This window comes from Pectobacterium cacticida, from assembly GCF_036885195.1.
Lineage (GTDB): Bacteria > Pseudomonadota > Gammaproteobacteria > Enterobacterales > Enterobacteriaceae > Pectobacterium > Pectobacterium cacticida.
In genome coordinates this window covers 445,295-463,080 of the sequence record NZ_CP133656.1, presented here as the reverse complement: position 1 = coordinate 463,080, position 17,786 = coordinate 445,295, and the positions used below count along the sequence as shown (strand labels likewise).

The window sequence follows — 17,786 nt, the reverse complement described above, 5'->3', positions numbered from 1 at the left end:
TTATTTATCTAACATATTCCCCCTCGCCCACTCTGGGCGAGGGTTTACGGCAAATTTCTCGCCAAAACATAAAACGCTATGGTTTGCTCTTTAGCGGTAGCATGGGTGTACTCAGCGGCGCCAATGGATCGCCGCTGGCATATAACTGAATTTTAAAGGCGCTCACCGCGTCTGTCAGAGCGGAGGCCTGCGCTTGCAGGGAAAGCGCCGCCGAGGCCGATTCTTCGACCAGAGCCGCATTTTGCTGAGTTGTCGTATCGATTTGTCCAATCGCCAGGTTCATCTGGTTAATCCCATCGCTCTGTTCACGGCTGGCCTGAGAGATCTCGCTGATAATATTGTGGACATCCTTTACGTGGGCCAGCAATCCTCCCATCGTGTCTTCGGCAGTATCGACAAGCTCCATACCATCACGAATTTTGTTCACCGAATCGTCGATCAAATCCTTGATCTCCCGTGCGGCGGTCGCACTGCGCTGCGCCAGAGAACGCACTTCGCCTGCAACTACCGCAAAACCGCGCCCCTGTTCACCCGCTCGCGCTGCCTCAACCGCCGCATTCAGCGCCAGAATATTGGTTTGGAAAGCAATCCCATCGATCACGCTGATAATCTCTGCCATCCGCTGCGAGGAGTCGTGGATGCCACGCATTCGTTGTGTCACGGAAAGCATGACATCGCCGCTTTGCTGCGCCGCATCAGTAGCTTTATTGGCAATGTCAGTCGCTTGCTGAGTATTTTCAGCAGTATTTTTAATGGTGGATGCCAGTTGTTCCATTGAGGCCGCCGTTTCTTCCAGCGAGCTGGCCTGTTCTTCTGTACGTGATGACAAATCCTGATTACCTGCCGTGATTTGGGAAGCCGCCGTTGAAATCGCTTCCGCGCCATCGCGTACCTGCCCGACAATGTCGCGTAAACTGGCGTTCATACGATCCAGCGATTGCAGCAGCAATCCGGTTTCATCTTTGCCGGTAACGGTAATATGCGAAGTGAGGTCGCCCTGCGCCACACGATCGGCCACCTGTAAAGCCTGTACTATCGGCCGGGTTACGCTGCGTGTAATCGCCCAGGCAATCAATGCGCCGATGAGGATACTCAGTGCCAGAATAAATAATAAGAAAGTGCGAGTACTACGATAAACATCGGCCATTACATCGACAGACGCCAACATTGCGTCATTCTGATAATTCACCAGTTGTTTTACGGCATCTCGGTATTGACGTTGAATCGTGTTCAGATTGTTATTAAATTCCTCTACTGCCGCCTCATTATTTCCCGCCAACGCATCGCGAATGATTTTATCGCCAGATGTAATAAACCGCTCGCGAGAAGCACGGATGGTCAGCATCTGTTTGCGAGACTGCTCTCCTTTGGCATGGCTTTCCAAATTTTCAAGCAGGCCGTTAATGTCCTTACGGTATGTCATAATCCGATCGACATATCCTTGCCGCTGTTCCTTACTCGGCACCAGCATCATCTGTAAATATGCGACAAAGTGTCCATTCACGCTATCAATAAGATTATTGGCCGTTAATGTTTGTGGATAGACGCCTTCCACAATATTTCTGGCGCTATACTGAAAGCCGGATAGCTTCGACAGTGAAAAAAGACTCACAGTAAGCAACATCAGAATCAGAACGGCAAATCCGCCACTTAATCGGTAACCAATACGCCAATTTGCTAAATTCACATCTCACTCCTTTTAGGTAAAAATAATACGGATAACCCCGTGTCGTCACCGGCTAATCGCGCTGTAAAATAGGGAAAACATGTTATTGAGGGAAATAAATAATCTTTGTAGTTACGTTATTAATACTCAATAAGAAGTAATTTAACTAACCATAAAAACAAAGAAAGTTATTAATAAATATAATAAACCATACTCTGAGTCGTTTATCTTATCGGCACAACATTGATGAACTTTATAATGGTTTCCTGCCATCCTTTTGACACGAAGCTAAATCCATAGCAGTTCAATATTTATTTATGAAAAAATAAATCACAAAAATGGCGAGGGTATAGTGCAGTGATACCGCTTAATGAAAGACCCCATTAATTTTCGTAAAAAATCAGAGGGCTGAGTCGGGAAGAGGAATTAAAATGAGGAGCAGGAATAATAGCTATGTTTCTCTTAATATAAATAACCGCTCAGGGAAGCTTACGCTCCCCTGATTGCTTCAGCGATTAAATATTACTGTGTTTCTCGCAAACGCTGCGCTGCCTGAACCATATTCGCCAGCGCCTGACGCGTTTCTGGCCAACCGCGCGTTTTCAAGCCACAGTCCGGGTTGACCCACAGACGCTCAGCGGGAATACGCTGCGCGGCTTTCTTCAGCAGCGCTTCTATCCATTCCACACTCGGTACGTTCGGTGAGTGGATATCATAAACGCCGGGGCCGATTTCATTCGGGTATTCAAATTCCTCAAATGACTCCAACAATTCCATATCGGAGCGAGAGGTTTCAATCGTGATGACGTCAGCATCCAGCGCGGCAATAGAATCCATGATGTCGTTGAACTCGCAATAACACATGTGAGTATGAATTTGCGTATCGTCTTTCGCTACCGCGGCATTCAGGCGGAAAGCGTCTACCGCCCAGGTGAGATAGGCATCCCAATCAGAACGATGCAGCGGCAAACCTTCACGTAGCGCCGGTTCGTCAATCTGGATAATGCCAATGCCCGCGGCTTCCAAATCCGCCACTTCGTCACGCAGGGCCAGCGCAATTTGTTTAGCGATGGTTTCCCGGGTAACATCTTCACGCGGGAAAGACCAGCACAGGATCGTTACCGGGCCGGTCAACATCCCTTTCATCGGCTTATCCGTCAGAGACTGCGCATATTTCGCCCACTCAACGGTAATCGCTTCTGGACGGCTCACATCACCAATAATGACCGGCGGCTTAACACAGCGTGAACCGTAGCTCTGCACCCACCCGTTCTGGGTAAAAACGAACCCATCCAGATGCTCGCCGAAATACTCGACCATATCATTACGTTCGGCTTCACCGTGTACCAGTACATCCAGCCCCAGACGCTCCTGCTCAACCACGGCTTGCTTGATATGTTCGGCAATGCCGGTACGGTAGTGATTACCATCCAGACGACCCTGTTTGAAATCCAGACGCAGGCCGCGAATTTCAGGCGTTTGAGGGAAAGAACCAATCGTCGTTGTCGGCCATGCCGGCAGGTTAAAACGCGCGCGCTGAGCCTTGGCACGGATTGGGTAAGCATGCTGACGCTGGCTATCCTGCGCGGTAATCGCGGCCAGACGCTGCGCTACGGCGGCGTTGTTCACCCGTGTCGAGGTGCGACGGGCGCGAATCGGCGCGCTGTAGGCTTCCAGTTCCTGCGCGTTTCCGCTATTGAGCGCCTGTGACAACAGCGCTAACTCGGCACATTTCTGAATCGCAAAGGCAAACCAACTCTTCACTTCCTCATCCAGACGCGTTTCAACACTCAGATCGATAGGGCTATGCAGTAGCGAACATGAACTTCCCAACCACAGGTCGCGCGTCCCCACCAACGGTTGTAGGCGCTCAAACCAACGGCTCAGATCGGCGCGCCACACGTTACGCCCGTTGATCACCCCTAACGACAGTACCCAGTTAGCGGGGAGTTGAGCGCTCAATGCCGCAGCATCATCCTTACCGTGAACCAAATCGATATGTAATCCCTGAACCGGTAACGTTTTAATCGTTGCCAGGTTCTGGCCGACGCTATCGAAATAGGTCGTCAGTAGCAGCTTCACCTGACCCTGTAGGGCATCGTAGGCCGGTTTAAATGCCGCCAGCCATTCCTGCGGCAGTTCCAGCACCAGCGCGGGCTCATCGATCTGCACCCACTCAATACCGCGTTGTGCCAACTCCGTCAGCACTTGCCGATAGACTGGCAAAATATCTTGTAGGAGTGATAAACGGTCAAATTGTTCGCCCTTTACCTTACCTAGCCATAAATAGGTCACCGGGCCTAACAGAACGGGCTTCACGTTATGGCCTAACGCCAGCGCCTCATCCACTTCATCGAGTAACTGTGTCCACGTCAGCTTGAACTGCTGTCCTTTGGTAAATTCTGGCACCATGTAGTGATAGTTAGTATTAAACCATTTCGTCATTTCCGCCGCGGCAGCAGGCTGACCGGTTGGCGCCCGTCCACGGCCAATGCGGAACAGCGTATCCAGATCGACCGAACCATCTTCATTCTGATGACGCGCCGGTACGTTACCCAGTAGCAGACTCGTGGTCAGTACATGGTCATACCAGGCGAAATCCCCCACTGGCAGCAGATCAACACCCGCGTCTTTCTGCTGTTGCCAATGACGCGCCCGCAGCTCGCGTCCAACGGCCAGTAATTCTTCCTGTGTCGTGTTACCTGCCCAATAGCTTTCCTGCGCTTTTTTCAGTTCACGGCGCAGTCCAACACGCGGAAAACCCAGTGTGTGATTCACAATCGTCATCGTTAATTCCTCATTTAGCCGTCCAGATGTTTACACATCCATAATCCGCAGGTAGTGTAGTAATCACAAGCGCAATTTATTCACTGTCACTGTGAAGGACCCTCATGATCGAATTTAAACACCTGCGAACGCTACAAGCCCTGCGCAATACCGGATCGTTAGCCGCCGCTGCCGCAGCGCTTCATCAAACGCAATCCGCGTTATCCCACCAGTTCAGCGATCTGGAACAGCGCCTTGGGTTTAGACTGTTCGTGCGTAAAAGTCAGCCGTTACGTTTTACGCCTCAGGGAGAGATTCTGTTGCAGTTGGCCGAACAGGTGCTGCCGCAAATTCAGCAGGCGTTACAGGCATGTCATGAGCCGCACCAAGCCACATTGCGTCTGGCTATCGAGTGTCATAGTTGTATTCAGTGGTTAACACCCGCGCTCAATGAGTTCCATCAGCAGTGGCCGCAGGTGGTAATGGATTTTAAATCAGGCGTCACGTTCGACCCTCAACCGGCGCTCCAGCAAGGCGAGTTAGATCTGGTCATGACTTCAGACATCATGCCGCGCAGCGGCCTGCATTATTCACCGCTGTTTGATTTTGAAGTCAGGCTGGCGCTCGCTCCCGAGCATCCACTCGCCCAGAAAGAGAAAATCGAACCGGAGGATTTTAGCGCTGAAACCCTCATGATTTACCCCGTACAACGGCAACGTCTAGACGTCTGGCGTCACTTTTTGCAGCCGGCGGGCGTCAGTCCTGCGCTGAAAAGCGTGGACAATACGCTGCTGCTGATTCAGATGGTTGCCGCCCGCATGGGCATCGCTGCACTACCGCACTGGGTGGTGGAAAGCTTTGAGCGCCAGGGGTTGATAGTGAGTAAATCATTGGGAGATGGGCTATGGAGCCGGTTGTACGCCGCTGTCCGTGACGGAGAACAGCGCCAACCGGTTATCGATGCGTTTATTCGTTCGGCACGTCAGCACGCTTGCGAACATTTACCGTTTGTGAAGGACGCTTCACGACCCAGTGTTGGTGTACCCACAACGAGGACGTGATAATTAGCGTGCCGATGATAAAGCTCAGCCAGTCTGGCGTCTTATGCCAGATGGCAAAGTTAACCAAGAGTCCCGCCGGGACGTGGAAGTTATTCATGATGCTGAGCGTGCCCGCATCTACCTGTGTGGCACCGTAATTCCACATAAAATACCCCAGACCGGAAGCGCCGATCCCCAGCCAGAGCAGCACGCTCCACTGTAAGGTGGTGGTAGGCAATTGCTCCCGGTTGCCGAAGAGCAACCACGCCACAATCGTTACTACCGCCGCTCCCAAATAAAACCAGGAGAACGCACAGTGCTGCGGCACCGGATAGACCTCCATCAGGCGCTTATAACCCACCTGACCTGCGGCAAAACAGATGTTAGCCATCTGCACTAGCAAGAACCCCCACCAGAAATGCTCACTCACGCCGTGATAGTGAATGACCGCCGCGCCAAAAACCGCCAGCAAAGCGCTCATGGCATAGCCCCAGCGTAAGCGTTGCCGCGCCAGTAGATCGTAAACCAGCGTGACATAAAGCGGCGTCATTACCGTGAAGAGCAAAAATTCCGGCACGGTCAGATACAGGTAAGCCTGGAACACAAAGAGATACATGATCCCAAGTTGGCAAGCACCCACTAACATATACAGGAAAATAATCCGCGGCGCGTAACCCCGCCAGCGTAAGAATGGCAAAAACACGACGGCAGCGGCCGTCAGACGGAACATCGCCGAAAACCAGCTATCGACCTGACCCGCCAGATATTCGCCGATCAGGCTAAACGAAAATGCCCATAAGAGAGTAGTGATGATAAGTAATGGCACGATGGCATCCGCAGAGGAAAACATAGCGCTCAGTATAACGGAAAAGATGAGGTTATTTTTTCCATTTTGGTTTACATGTGATTAATAAATAATCTAACGAAGCATCGATTTATAGTCGCAAAAACCGATTCAGACAACGTCTGCGGAGATCACCGCAACGGTGAGAACTCGTAAATCGCGGCTAATTCTACCGATGTTAGATGCCATCGCCATATTCGAAGCCGCGGTTAACGCCGTTGAAATACTGATCCATATCCATCGCGGGATTATCACTTTCCGGGCGACCCACGATGCGGGCCGGCACACCGGCGGCGGTCATATGAGGAGGAACCGATTGGAGCACCACCGAACCCGCGCCAATTTTCGCACCTCGGCCAACTTCAATATTCCCCAGAATTTTTGCTCCCGCGCCGATCATCACGCCTTCACGAATTTTAGGGTGACGATCGCCACTCGTTTTACCTGTCCCACCCAACGTGACGGATTGCAGAATGGAAACGTCGTTTTCAACCACCGCGGTTTCGCCGATCACAATACCGGTTGCATGATCGAGCATAATCCCGCAGCCAATCCTTGCTGCCGGATGAATATCGACACCGAAAGAAACCGAGATTTGGTTCTGAAAGTAAATCGCCAGTGCTTTGCGCTCCTGCGACCACAGCCAATGACCGATACGGTAAGCCTGTAACGCATGAAACCCTTTCAGATAGAGTAACGGCGTAGAATATTTATCTACCGCCGGATCGCGCTGACAAACAGCACGGATATCGCGTGCAGCTGAAATGATCATATGGGGATCGGCATGATAAGCCTCTTCCACCACTTCACGGATAGCGATCGCCGGCATGATGGCGTTTGCCAGCTTATTCGCCAGCATATAGCTTAACGCACTCCCCAGATTCTCGTGCTTTAATAGTGTGGCATGAAAAAAACTGGCCAGCATTGGCTCACAGTCTGCAAGACTGCGCGCTTCCGCCTTGATATTAGCCCAAACCAGTTCCAGTTCTTCAGTCGACATCGTCTTACTCTCCGAAAATACCACACCACAACGTATATCTGTTTTCAAACGGCGGGACTCACCAGCCCTGCGCCGCCATATAGCAAGGTACTGTAAGACTACAGTGTGGGGAATCTCTGCATAGAATGGTGTATTTTTATTATTTGACCGTTTCGTCTTTGCGCGTGCGCCCCAATAAGCTTAGCGCCGCTTCCCTGGCATCTTTCCCGCAGTATAAAACCTGCCAAAGTTGCTCAGTAATCGGCATTTCAACACCATAGCGCTGCGCTAACGCCAGAACCTCTTTGGTATTGCGATACCCTTCTACAACCTGACCAATACTATCCTGGGCGTGCTGCACATCCATTCCCTTACCCAGCATCATGCCAAAACGCCGGTTACGAGATTGATTATCCGTACAAGTCAATACCAGATCGCCCAACCCCGCCATCCCCATAAAAGTGGTTGGGTCCGCGCCCAGCGCCGTACCTAACCGCGTCATTTCCGCTAACCCTCGGGTAATCAAGGCGGTACGCGCATTCGCACCGAAACCAATGCCGTCAGACATCCCAGCACCGATAGCAATCACGTTTTTCACGGCACCGCCCAGTTGCACACCGATAAAATCCGGATTGCTATACACGCGGAAGCTCTTCCCACAGTGCAGCAGCCGTTGTAGATCGTCAGCGAATTCAGCATCAGTAGAGGCCAGGGCAATCGCGGTCGGCATCCCCGCCGCGAGCTCTTTGGCAAATGTCGGCCCAGACACCACCGCTAACGGGATCGTTTCCCCCAGTGCTTCACGTGCGACATCCTGCAACAGGCGTCCCGTTTCCGCTTCTAGACCTTTAGTGGCCCATACGATGCGCGCATCGTCACGCAAATGAGGCTTTAACTGACGCAAAACATCACCAAACACGTGGCTTGGTACAACAACCATCACGTTTCTGCTGGCCGCCAGCGCCTGCGCCAAATTCGCTTCCGGCTGTAACGAATCGGGGAAAGTCACCCCCGGAAGAAAGTCGTGATTACAGCGGGAAACCTGTAGCGCCCGAATGTGCACAGGATTGTGGCCCCATAGCACAACCCGATGACCATTACGTGCCAGCGTAATAGCTAAAGCGGTGCCGTAGGAGCCGGCACCGATAACGGTCATGGAAGCGTCAGGCGCGTTCATCAGGCATTCTGATCCTGCGCTGCGCTTTCACCTTCAGTCTGTTGCTGTAAGTAATTCATAAACAGCGCATCAAAGTTAACCGGTGCCAGATTCAATTGCGGGAACGTACCGCGAGAAACCAGGCTGGTAATGCACTCACGCGCGTAAGGGAACAAAATGTTTGGGCAGTATGCCCCCAGGCAATGAGCCAGTTGGGTCCCCTCAATGCCTCCTACAGTAAAGATTCCCCCTTGCTGAACTTCACACAGAAACGCGGTTTCTTCCCCTAGAGAAGCCGTGACTGTCACACGAAGAACCACTTCATAGATGTCTTCCGCCAGTTGGCTGGAAGCCGTATCCAGGTCCAGTTTTACTTCCGGCTGCCATTCCTGTTGGAAGACCTGAGGCGCATTCGGCGCTTCAAAAGAGATATCTTTGGTGTAGATACGCTGGATTTGGAAAGTCATTTCTGTGTTGTTTTGTTCAGACATATTAAGTAATACCCTTTTGTTAGATTTTTTGACGTCTTCCGTCGTCATCAATAGGCAGACGCCGACACATTTCTGTCATTGCCGTACTCATCACGGTAATAATGCGATCAGACGACCCATTATCCTGCGCAATCGTGGCTATTTTATCGCGTAAGGCGACAACACGCGGTACGATGCGGATAGTTTTACCATAAACTATTTTATTTGCCGCGCACTAAAGGCAGATTCTCACCGCTCCAACCCGCCAGACCATCTTTCAGTATCTGCACGCGCTCAAATCCGGCTTTATGCAAATGCTCGGCGGCTTGACGCGAGGTAAGGCCGTTGGCGCATACCACGATAATCGGCTGCGACTTATGTTTCTCAAGCTCTCCAACGCTGCCGTTTTTAATATCGTTTGGCAGCAGGTTAAAGGCGTTGGCAATATGACCACGGCGATAGTCGTCACGGTTACGGATATCGACAACAACAGCATCTTCTTTATTTATCAGACGGATCGCTTCACTACGAACGACTTCTTTTACGTTCGACAGTTTACTCTTCACAGTAAGCACAATTACCGCAACCAACAATGCAACCCAAGCGATACTTAATACAGGGTGCTTGCTAACAAATGGCATAATCTCTTGCATGGGGTGTAACGACTCCCGGATTCAGTTAAGCAACAAAAAGATAAGATTCCCGAGTATACCTGTGCGATACGGCAATTACAGCCTGTAAGCCAACAAAGCCTATCGAATCTGCGGCGAGCTTTCCATTTATGAATTTATTGCTACGCCGGGATGTCGAACTTTGTGCCATGCTTGTCACGTCTGGAAATAGAAATCAGACAAGAGACAACTGGTAAGCCGCTGTTCATCGTGGAATAATTTAGCGATATGAGTAAAAACGCGTTATTTATACAAAGCCGAGTCAATTGCCGCGCCAAACGTTGGTTATCCGCACTAAAAAAGCGGATAACCCTCTACGTTAGCGCGTTTTGCGTCGGCGTTTTACTGCTACCCGCACTCAGCCAGGCGGAAGATAATCAGGCGCAACTCAAAACGCTACAACACGATATCGCCGCGAAGGAAAAAAGTGTTCAGGCACAGCAAAAACAGCGCGCCATACTCGTGCAGCAGTTGAAAAAGCAGGAACAATCCATCTCCCAGGCCAGTCGCCAACTGCATGACACTCGCAATACGTTATCCACGTTAAATAAAGAATTAGCCGACCTTAACGCCTCCATCACCCGACTGCGCAATCAGCAGGAAAAGCAACAAACGTTACTCGCTCGCCAGATCGACGCCGCCTTTCGACAGGGCCAGCATAGCGCACTGCAACTCATACTAGGCGGAGAAGAAAGCCAGCGTAACGAGCGCATTCTTGCCTATTTTGGCTACTTGAATGAAGCACGACAAAAATCCATCACTGATTTGCAGCAAACGCGGACAGCGCTGGCGAGCCAACAGCAGCAATTAGAACTCAAGCAAACGCAACAGAAAACGCTGTTAAGCGACCAACAGCAGCAACAGCAAACGCTGGAGCAAGCGCAGTCCGAGCGCAAGAAAACGCTGGCGGCGCTGGAAAGTTCGCTGGAAAAGGATCGGCGGCAATTGACAGAATTACGCCAGAATGAAACCCGGTTGCGCGATCAGATCGCCCGCGCTGAGCGAGAAGCTAAAGCCCGCGCGGAACGAGAGGCGCGCGAGGCCGCCAAGGTTCGCGCTAAAGAAGAGCAGGCCAAGCGCAGCGGCAGTCGGTACAAGCCTACCGAAAGTGAGCGATCGCTCATGGCCAGAACCGGCGGTTTAGGCCGTCCTGCTGGTCAAGCCGTATGGCCCGTTAAGGGGCGTATCGCGCACCGTTTCGGGGAACCTTTACAGGGCGAGTTACGCTGGAAAGGGATGGTGATTACCGCACCGGAAGGAACAGAGGTTAAAGCCATCGCCGACGGTACGGTTCTGATGGCCGATTGGCTACAAGGGTACGGGTTGGTCGTCGTGGTGCAACATGGTAAAGGTGATATGAGCCTATACGGCTATAACCAGAGTGCATTGGTTTCTGTTGGCGCGCAGGTCAAGGCCGGTCAGCCTATTGCACTGGTCGGCACCAGCGGCGGGCAGAGCCAGCCCGGGCTCTATTTTGAGATCCGCCGCCAAGGTCAGGCGGTCAACCCACAACCTTGGTTGGGAAAATAGTTTTGTCTTATTTCACGAAAATAGCGCTATTGTCGTTGGGTTTTCTCGTCTTATCGCCATTGGCGCAGGCCGGGAAACTGTCAATCGTCATCGATGATTTCGGCTATCGTCCGCATAATGAGAACCTTATTCTGGCCCTGCCGACGGCGATTTCCATCGCGGTATTACCTAACGCGCCACATGCGCGCGAGATGGCGATCAAAGCCCACCGGCAGGGGCGAGAAGTCTTAATCCATCTACCAATGGCACCGATAAGTAAGCAGCCGCTGGAACGCGACACCTTGCGCCCGGACATGAGTAGCGCCGAGATACAACGTATTATTCGTCAATCGATCGATAATGTGCCCTACGCCGTGGGGCTGAACAACCATATGGGCAGCGCGATGACCGCCAGTCGGCCCGGTATGCAAAAAGTGATGCAGGCGCTGAGCGCTTACCCGCTCTACTTCCTCGATAGTATGACTATCGGCAGCAGCCAATCGAGCCAGGCAGCGGTAGGCACTGGCGTCAATGTCATCAAACGCAATGTTTTTCTGGATGACTCACAAAACGAAGCCGCGATCCGCAAACAGTTTGCCAGAGCAGTACACATTGCCCGACGCAGTGGTTACGCCATCGCTATCGGGCACCCACATCCTGCAACTGTCCGCGTCTTGCAGCAAATGCTACCGACGCTGGATGCCGATATCGTCTTGGTGCGCCCCAGTCAGTTGCTGCATGAGCCTACGAGACAAAATAAATCGCCCTCGCCTCCGACCAAACCACGGAATCCATTCCACGGTATAGCGCAGTGTCTGGCTAAGCGGCAACCTCAACCGATGACGAACGTAGTGTTCTTCAGGCTAATCCGCCAGAACGTGCAAGAAAGCGCGCCAGTGTTATTCATCAAACATCGCTGGCAAACCTGGATTGCGCCTGCCATAACAATGCCAGTGAAAACCACGAGTGCAACAGTTTCCGATGGTTAAAACATATCGTTCAGCGTCACCCCAACGCCGAAACGGGTCTGACGATGGTTGTAATCAATCATTGATTCACCATAGCCGCTAAAGACCTTGGTGTAGAATCGAACGTGGCGCGTCAGCGGGTAGCTCCAGCCCAATTCGCCACTGCCGTAGCCGCTGTTCCAGTTATAACGCCCTTCTGCGCTAAATACACTAGCGCCCCACACATAGCCGACACGTAAACGGTAGTGGCCCATATATTTAATGATATCCGGGTTATCGTCTTGGCTATCGGAGAAGCGTACCCACGGCTTGACATCAACCTGCCAGTTGCCGTTTTGCGCCATCAGACGCACATAAGCACGGTTCCAACTGCGGGATGTGGGGTCGGAACGACCATTTGACTGGTGATTAAAGCCCAGTTCCACATCCTGTAGCGTCCAGCCGGCAAACGTATAGTGAGTGGCCCACCCCAGAAAGATTTGTGGCTCATAGTTGGTTTCACGAAACGGGGAAGATTCGCTTTTATTCGACATCTGCCACCACGAGCGCTGCGTATAGGAAGCGCCCAACAAGGAGTTATCCCCTAAAATACCGCGCCAAATCGGGAACCCCAGGCTCAATTGATAATGCACCTCATCTTTAAGTGCATCGTTGCCCCAATTATAGCTTTGGATAGCCGTTTTATTGATGTTGCTGGTATAGGTATACAGTATGTAATTGCTTTCATAAGGATAGAGAATAAACGGCGTATCATGATCTTGTAACAGGCTGGCGATAATGCCGCCACGTACCGCCGGTTGATGCGGCGCGGGTACGTTTGTTGTCTCTTCGGCGTGAGCCTGTGCCAACAGTAAGGCGGCCAGTAAGAGTACTAATTTACGCATTCACTTTCTCCAACATGTCTATATGAATATTCCCCGATTAAAGCCCAGTATTCTACACAGTTCGACGAGGTTTGAATGATTGTTCCTCCCTTGTCCGAGGTTTTCCTGGAAGGAAAAATCCGTAAGTAAAATAAACACCGGAGTCACTTTATTACAATAAAATTAACGATCCGATGATTAACACTCTATGTGAAAGCGCCCCGCATTTTGAGTAAACTTAGCGTTTTCCCGCCGTCGTTATCGAGCCACCATGAATGCGCAACAAACCCGTGAGGGGATATTTTTCGCCCTCGGCGCCTATTTCATTTGGGGCATTGCTCCCGTTTACTTTAAATTACTTGAGCACGTTCCCCCCAGTGAAATCCTGACGCACCGTATTATCTGGTCCTTTTTCTTTATGCTGATTCTGCTGACGATTGGCAGGAAATGGCGGCAAGTCAGCTATGCCTGCCGTAATATCAAGAATCTGTTTCTATTGGCATTAACAGCAGTACTTATCGGTGGAAACTGGTTATTGTACATCTGGGCGGTCAATAACCACCACATGCTGGAAGCCAGCCTCGGTTATTTTATCAATCCGTTGGTTAACGTCATGTTGGGCATGCTCTTTCTCGGCGAGCGCTTTCGCCGCCTGCAATGGGTGGCCGTGCTACTCGCCGTGACGGGCGTGCTGATCCAACTATGGACATTTGGTTCACTGCCGATTATCGCCCTGGGGCTGGCATTCAGCTTTGCGCTATACGGCCTGCTGCGTAAAAAGATGGGGATCGATGGACAAGCGGGAATGTTGATCGAAACGCTATGGCTACTGCCTGTCGCTGTGATTTATTTGTTTTTTATCGCCGACACGCCGAGTAGTCATCTGACCACCAATGCCTGGTCACTGAACCTGCTGCTGCTTTCGGCCGGTATCATTACCACGGTGCCGTTGTTATTTTTTACTGCGGCGGCGATGCGGCTTCGCCTGTCGACGCTCGGCTTTTTTCAATACCTCGGCCCCACGATGACATTCCTGCTAGCGGTAGGATTTTATGGCGAAACTATCGGTAGCGACAAACTGGTCACGTTTGCCTTTATCTGGGCAGCATTAGGATTATTTATTTTAGACGCCCTTTATACGCAGCGTAAACTGCGGCGCATACCGACACATTCATCACAACACAGTGAAAAATAACGGGCGAACAGAGCGCCGCACCTGGCGATCAGGCGCGGCGTAAGCAGATTTAAAGCCAGTTTTTACGTTTAAAATAGAGATACGGCGCTAACCCGGCGAGGATCATCAAGACAATTGCAGCGGGATAGCCAAACGACCATTTCAACTCCGGCATAAACTCAAAATTCATGCCGTAACTGGATGCCACCAGCGTCGGTGGCAAAAATACAACAGAAACAACCGAGAAAATTTTGATAATCCGACTTTGTTCGATATTGATGAAACCCATCGCTGCCTGCATCAGAAAGTTAACTTTCTGAAACAGGGATTCGTTATGCGGCAACAGCGATTCGATATCACGCAAAATTTCACGCGCCTGTTCTAACTGACCGGACGGCAAGCGGGCTTTACGCACCAGAAAATTTAACGCACGCTGGGTATCCATCAGACACAACCGTACTTTCCAACCCACGTCTTCCAATTCCGCCAACGTAGACAAGGCGTCGTCGTACTCTTCCCCCTGACGCCCTTCCATAATAATACGGCTCAAGGATTCCAAATCGCTGTAGATGTTTTCGATTTCGTCAGCCAACTGCTCAATTTTAGTCTCAAAGAGATCGAGCAACAGTTCGTAAGCATTGCCGTCTACCAGCGTTTGGTTACGGGCGCGCATGCGATATAGGCGAAACGCGGGCAATTCCCTTTCCCGCAGGGTGTATAGACGACCATCACGAATGGTAAATGCGACGGTCGCATTGCCAGCATGATCGTCAGCATCTTCAAAAAAGAAAAAGGAGTGAATGTGCAGGCCGTCTTCATCTTCAAAAAAACGCGCCGATGCTTCTATGTCTTCCAACTCTGGTCGCGTTGCCAGACTTTGCCCTAATTCGGCTTGTACTTTCTGACGTTCATCGTCTTCCGGCTCGATTAAATCGACCCACACTGACGTTGTCAGATCATCGGAGTCATCCAGTTCCAGACGAGATAAACGGCAATTATCCAGTTTAAATGCGCTTAGCATAGGCCATAGCTCCCCTTTCAGTAGCAGAGATGGACAACGCGATTGAAGCACAGAAACAGAGGTGAGGTGTCACCGACAGGTTTCAGTCCGTTCGACGGAACTGACTCGTAGCGACGAATACAGCATCGCTGACAACCACGAAGGCTATCAGCAAAGGAAGATAGCCTTAGAAGTTGTACCTAATGAACAGGTTAGTGAGCCAGTATCGACTGGGTGTGTCCAAGGCGTGCGTCCTCCGAGAATAATGATGCGCGCATGTTACGCTGAGATGAAAAAGACTTCAACTTTAAAACCGCAACTGAAACACGCTGTAAACTATGGCGCGAACGAATAAGATTTATCCAATACAGCCGACACGAAAATCGGTAAAGGCCCCCCGCTGATACAAAAAGTATCGCCCGTTGATCCACCACGCAGATAACGCGGCGAGGGAAAGCGCCAGATAACGGTCACACCATCTCTAATCTGGCATAGGCAGCGACCAGCCATTTAATGCCTTGTCCTTGAAACGCGACTTGAAGGCGGGCGTGATCGCCACTGCCTTCCAGATTCACGATGGTGCCTTCGCCAAATTTCGCATGGCGAACGCGTTGCCCCAGCGTATAGCCGCTATCGCTTTGCGTTATCGGCGTGCCAAGACGCTGGTGATTGACCGGTCGGGAGACGCTGGCGCGTAACCGAACTTCCTCAACACATTCTTCAGGCAATTCACCGACGAAGCGGGAAGGCCGGTGAAAAGCCTCTTTTCCGTATAAACGGCGGGATTCGGCATAGGTTATGGTTAACTTTTGCATCGCGCGCGTCACGCCGACGTAAGCTAAGCGACGCTCTTCTTCCAAGCGCCCGCCTTCATCCAGCGACATCTGGCTAGGGAACATACCTTCTTCCATGCCGACGATAAAGACCTGTGGGAACTCAAGCCCTTTCGCCGAATGCAACGTCATCAACTGTACCGCATCCTGATTGGCATCCGCCTGACCTTCCCCCGCTTCCAGCGCGGCATGCGACAGGAAAGCCTGTAGCGGCATCAGATCCAGATCTTCTTCCTGATAACTGAATTGACGCGTGGCCGTCACCAGTTCTTCCAGGTTTTCTACTCGCGCCTGCCCTTTCTCGCCCTTTTCCTGCTCGTACATGCTCCACAAACCGGAATCTTTAATGACCCGATCGGTCTGCACATGCAGCGGCAATTCCGACGTTTCATAAGCCAGCGCGTCGATCAATTCGATAAAGCGTTGCAGCGCCGCCGCCGCGCGCCCAGCCAGCACTTTCTCCTGCAACAGCAACCGTGCGGATTGCCACATCGTCAGTTGGCGATCGCGCGAGGTCTGGCGTACAACATCCAATGTGCGATCGCCGATACCGCGCGTGGGCGTATTCACCACGCGCTCAAACGCCGCATCATCATTACGATTGGCGATCAGGCGTAGATAAGACAGCGCGTCTTTGATTTCCTGACGCTCGAAGAAGCGCATGCCACCATAGATGCGATACGGCATACTCTGTTGTAACAGCGCCTCTTCCAGCACGCGCGACTGGGCGTTACTTCGGTAGAGGATGGCGCTATCGCTCAATGCTCCACCATTCTCCTGCCAGGCTTTAATTCGGTTGACGACATAGCGCGCTTCGTCGAGTTCATTGAAGGCGCAATAAAGTGAAATCGGTTCCCCTTCGACACCGTCCGTCCACAGATTTTTGCCAAGCCGCCCGCCGTTATGGGCAATCAGCGCATTCGCCGCTTTCAGGATATTGCTGGTCGAACGGTAATTTTGTTCCAGCCGGATGGTTTCGGCGCCAGAGAAATCCTTTAGGAACAACTGAATATTTTCGACCTGCGCCCCGCGCCAGCCGTAAATCGACTGGTCGTCATCCCCGACGATCATCACCTTCGCGCTATCGCCCGCCAGCATGCGGATCCAGGCATACTGAATGCGGTTAGTATCCTGAAATTCATCCACCAGAATATTGGTAAAGCGCTCACGATAGTGGTTCAGTACATGTGGCTTGTTCAGCCACAATTCGTGCGCCCGCAACAGCAGCTCGGCGAAATCCACTAACCCGGCTCGATCGCACGCTTCCTGATAGGCCTGATACACACGCTGCCACGTCTGTTCGATCGGATTACCGTAACTTTCGATATGCTGTGGGCGCAGGCCTTCATCCTTCTTACCGTTGATAAACCACATGGCCTGGCGCGGCGGCCACTGCTTTTCATCCAGATTGAGCGCCCGAATCAACCGTTTCAGCAGCCGTAGCTGATCTTCACTGTCAAGGATCTGAAAATCCTGCGGCAGATTGGCGTCCATATGATGCGCACGCAGTAAACGGTGTGCCAATCCATGAAAAGTGCCAATCCACATCCCGCCCTGACTGGTGCCAATCAGGCTGTCGATGCGATGACGCATCTCTGCGGCTGCTTTGTTGGTAAATGTCACCGCCATGATGGAATAAGGCGAGCAATTTTCTACGGATAGTAGCCAGGCAATGCGGTGCACCAGTACCCGCGTTTTGCCGCTGCCAGCCCCCGCCAACACCAATAAATTGCGGCGCGGTGCGGCCACCGCTTCGCGCTGTTTGTCGTTAAGGCCATCAAGCAGATCAGAAACATCCATAGGTACGGGTTATCCGGTGGTGGGAAACACGGCGCAAACTGCGCAGC

The 17,786-nt window shown here is 51.7% G+C and carries 15 protein-coding genes; 4 read left to right on the top strand and 11 right to left on the bottom strand.

Features of this window, described 5'->3' with window-relative positions; translation table 11 throughout:
* Nucleotides 1-76: 76 nt before the first annotated feature.
* A complete protein-coding gene (locus RFN81_RS02195; RefSeq protein ID WP_264497589.1) occupies nucleotides 77-1,687 on the bottom strand; it encodes a methyl-accepting chemotaxis protein in 1,611 nt (536 codons plus the stop codon).
* A 501-nt stretch (nucleotides 1,688-2,188) separates the two neighbouring features.
* Nucleotides 2,189-4,453, bottom strand: coding sequence for a 5-methyltetrahydropteroyltriglutamate--homocysteine S-methyltransferase (gene metE, locus RFN81_RS02190; RefSeq protein ID WP_264497588.1), 2,265 nt, complete (start codon nucleotides 4,451-4,453; stop codon nucleotides 2,189-2,191).
* Nucleotides 4,454-4,557: 104 nt separating this feature from the next.
* On the opposite strand from metE, the gene metR reads away from it, so the two are divergent.
* Nucleotides 4,558-5,493 (top strand): HTH-type transcriptional regulator MetR, encoded by a 936-nt coding sequence (gene metR / locus RFN81_RS02185; RefSeq protein ID WP_264497587.1) that lies wholly within the window; start codon nucleotides 4,558-4,560, stop codon nucleotides 5,491-5,493.
* On the opposite strand, the gene RFN81_RS02180 is transcribed toward metR, so the two are convergent.
* From RFN81_RS02180 to RFN81_RS02160, 5 genes are all read right to left on the bottom strand, one after another.
* Entirely contained in the window at nucleotides 5,399-6,298 is a 900-nt protein-coding gene (locus RFN81_RS02180) for a carboxylate/amino acid/amine transporter (RefSeq protein ID WP_264498851.1), read from the bottom strand. The genes metR and RFN81_RS02180 overlap by 95 nt on opposite strands.
* A 196-nt stretch (nucleotides 6,299-6,494) precedes the next feature.
* Nucleotides 6,495-7,316 carry a serine O-acetyltransferase gene (gene cysE / locus RFN81_RS02175; protein WP_264497586.1) on the bottom strand — a complete coding sequence of 274 codons (822 nt, stop codon included), beginning with the start codon at nucleotides 7,314-7,316 and terminating at the stop codon, nucleotides 6,495-6,497.
* A gap of 139 nt (nucleotides 7,317-7,455) precedes the next feature.
* Entirely contained in the window at nucleotides 7,456-8,472 is a 1,017-nt protein-coding gene (gene gpsA / locus RFN81_RS02170) for an NAD(P)H-dependent glycerol-3-phosphate dehydrogenase (RefSeq protein WP_264497585.1), read from the bottom strand.
* Nucleotides 8,472-8,942, bottom strand: coding sequence for a protein-export chaperone SecB (gene secB, locus RFN81_RS02165; protein ID WP_264497584.1), 471 nt, complete (start codon nucleotides 8,940-8,942; stop codon nucleotides 8,472-8,474). Before secB ends, gpsA begins: the two co-directional genes overlap by 1 nt.
* Nucleotides 8,943-9,142: 200 nt before the next feature.
* Nucleotides 9,143-9,574 (bottom strand): rhodanese-like domain-containing protein, encoded by a 432-nt coding sequence (locus tag RFN81_RS02160; RefSeq protein WP_264497583.1) that lies wholly within the window; start codon nucleotides 9,572-9,574, stop codon nucleotides 9,143-9,145.
* A 246-nt stretch (nucleotides 9,575-9,820) separates the two neighbouring features.
* Between RFN81_RS02160 and envC the strand changes: the two genes are divergently transcribed.
* Both envC and RFN81_RS02150 read left to right on the top strand, forming a co-directional pair.
* Nucleotides 9,821-11,122, top strand: coding sequence for a murein hydrolase activator EnvC (envC, locus tag RFN81_RS02155; protein WP_264497582.1), 1,302 nt, complete (start codon nucleotides 9,821-9,823; stop codon nucleotides 11,120-11,122).
* Nucleotides 11,123-11,124: 2 nt separating this feature from the next.
* Nucleotides 11,125-12,090, top strand: coding sequence for a divergent polysaccharide deacetylase family protein (locus RFN81_RS02150; protein ID WP_264497581.1), 966 nt, complete (start codon nucleotides 11,125-11,127; stop codon nucleotides 12,088-12,090).
* Here RFN81_RS02150 and pldA read toward each other — a convergent pair.
* Nucleotides 12,087-12,953, bottom strand: coding sequence for a phospholipase A (gene pldA, locus RFN81_RS02145; RefSeq protein WP_264497580.1), 867 nt, complete (start codon nucleotides 12,951-12,953; stop codon nucleotides 12,087-12,089). The genes RFN81_RS02150 and pldA overlap by 4 nt on opposite strands.
* A gap of 250 nt (nucleotides 12,954-13,203) precedes the next feature.
* Between pldA and rarD the strand changes: the two genes are divergently transcribed.
* Complete coding sequence (gene rarD / locus RFN81_RS02140) at nucleotides 13,204-14,127, top strand: EamA family transporter RarD (protein ID WP_264497579.1); 924 nt, start codon at nucleotides 13,204-13,206, stop codon at nucleotides 14,125-14,127.
* Between the two features lie 49 nt (nucleotides 14,128-14,176).
* Here the strand turns inward: rarD and corA are convergent, their stop codons facing one another.
* The 3 genes from corA to uvrD form a co-directional block, all read right to left on the bottom strand.
* The gene (gene corA, locus RFN81_RS02135; RefSeq protein ID WP_264497578.1) at nucleotides 14,177-15,127 is read right to left on the bottom strand and encodes a magnesium/cobalt transporter CorA; all 951 of its coding nucleotides are present in this window, start codon (nucleotides 15,125-15,127) and stop codon (nucleotides 14,177-14,179) included.
* A 166-nt stretch (nucleotides 15,128-15,293) separates the two neighbouring features.
* Nucleotides 15,294-15,350 carry a YsgD/CorL family protein gene (gene ysgD / locus RFN81_RS18695; protein WP_349814568.1) on the bottom strand — a complete coding sequence of 19 codons (57 nt, stop codon included), beginning with the start codon at nucleotides 15,348-15,350 and terminating at the stop codon, nucleotides 15,294-15,296.
* A gap of 226 nt (nucleotides 15,351-15,576) precedes the next feature.
* On the bottom strand, nucleotides 15,577-17,739 hold the full coding sequence (uvrD, locus tag RFN81_RS02130; RefSeq protein WP_264497577.1) for a DNA helicase II: 2,163 nt from the start codon (nucleotides 17,737-17,739) through the stop codon (nucleotides 15,577-15,579).
* Between the last annotated feature and the right edge of the window lie 47 nt (nucleotides 17,740-17,786).

Coding starts and splice junctions, on each gene's coding strand:
- metE (WP_264497588.1), bottom strand. CDS start 4,453: ATGACGATTGTGAATCACACACTGGGTTTTCCGCGTGTTGGACTGCGC.
- metR (WP_264497587.1), top strand. CDS start 4,558: ATGATCGAATTTAAACACCTGCGAACGCTACAAGCCCTGCGCAATACC.
- cysE (WP_264497586.1), bottom strand. CDS start 7,316: ATGTCGACTGAAGAACTGGAACTGGTTTGGGCTAATATCAAGGCGGAA.
- gpsA (WP_264497585.1), bottom strand. CDS start 8,472: ATGAACGCGCCTGACGCTTCCATGACCGTTATCGGTGCCGGCTCCTAC.
- secB (WP_264497584.1), bottom strand. CDS start 8,942: ATGTCTGAACAAAACAACACAGAAATGACTTTCCAAATCCAGCGTATC.
- RFN81_RS02160 (WP_264497583.1), bottom strand. CDS start 9,574: ATGCAAGAGATTATGCCATTTGTTAGCAAGCACCCTGTATTAAGTATC.
- envC (WP_264497582.1), top strand. CDS start 9,821: ATGAGTAAAAACGCGTTATTTATACAAAGCCGAGTCAATTGCCGCGCC.
- pldA (WP_264497580.1), bottom strand. CDS start 12,953: ATGCGTAAATTAGTACTCTTACTGGCCGCCTTACTGTTGGCACAGGCT.
- rarD (WP_264497579.1), top strand. CDS start 13,204: ATGAATGCGCAACAAACCCGTGAGGGGATATTTTTCGCCCTCGGCGCC.
- corA (WP_264497578.1), bottom strand. CDS start 15,127: ATGCTAAGCGCATTTAAACTGGATAATTGCCGTTTATCTCGTCTGGAA.
- uvrD (WP_264497577.1), bottom strand. CDS start 17,739: ATGGATGTTTCTGATCTGCTTGATGGCCTTAACGACAAACAGCGCGAA.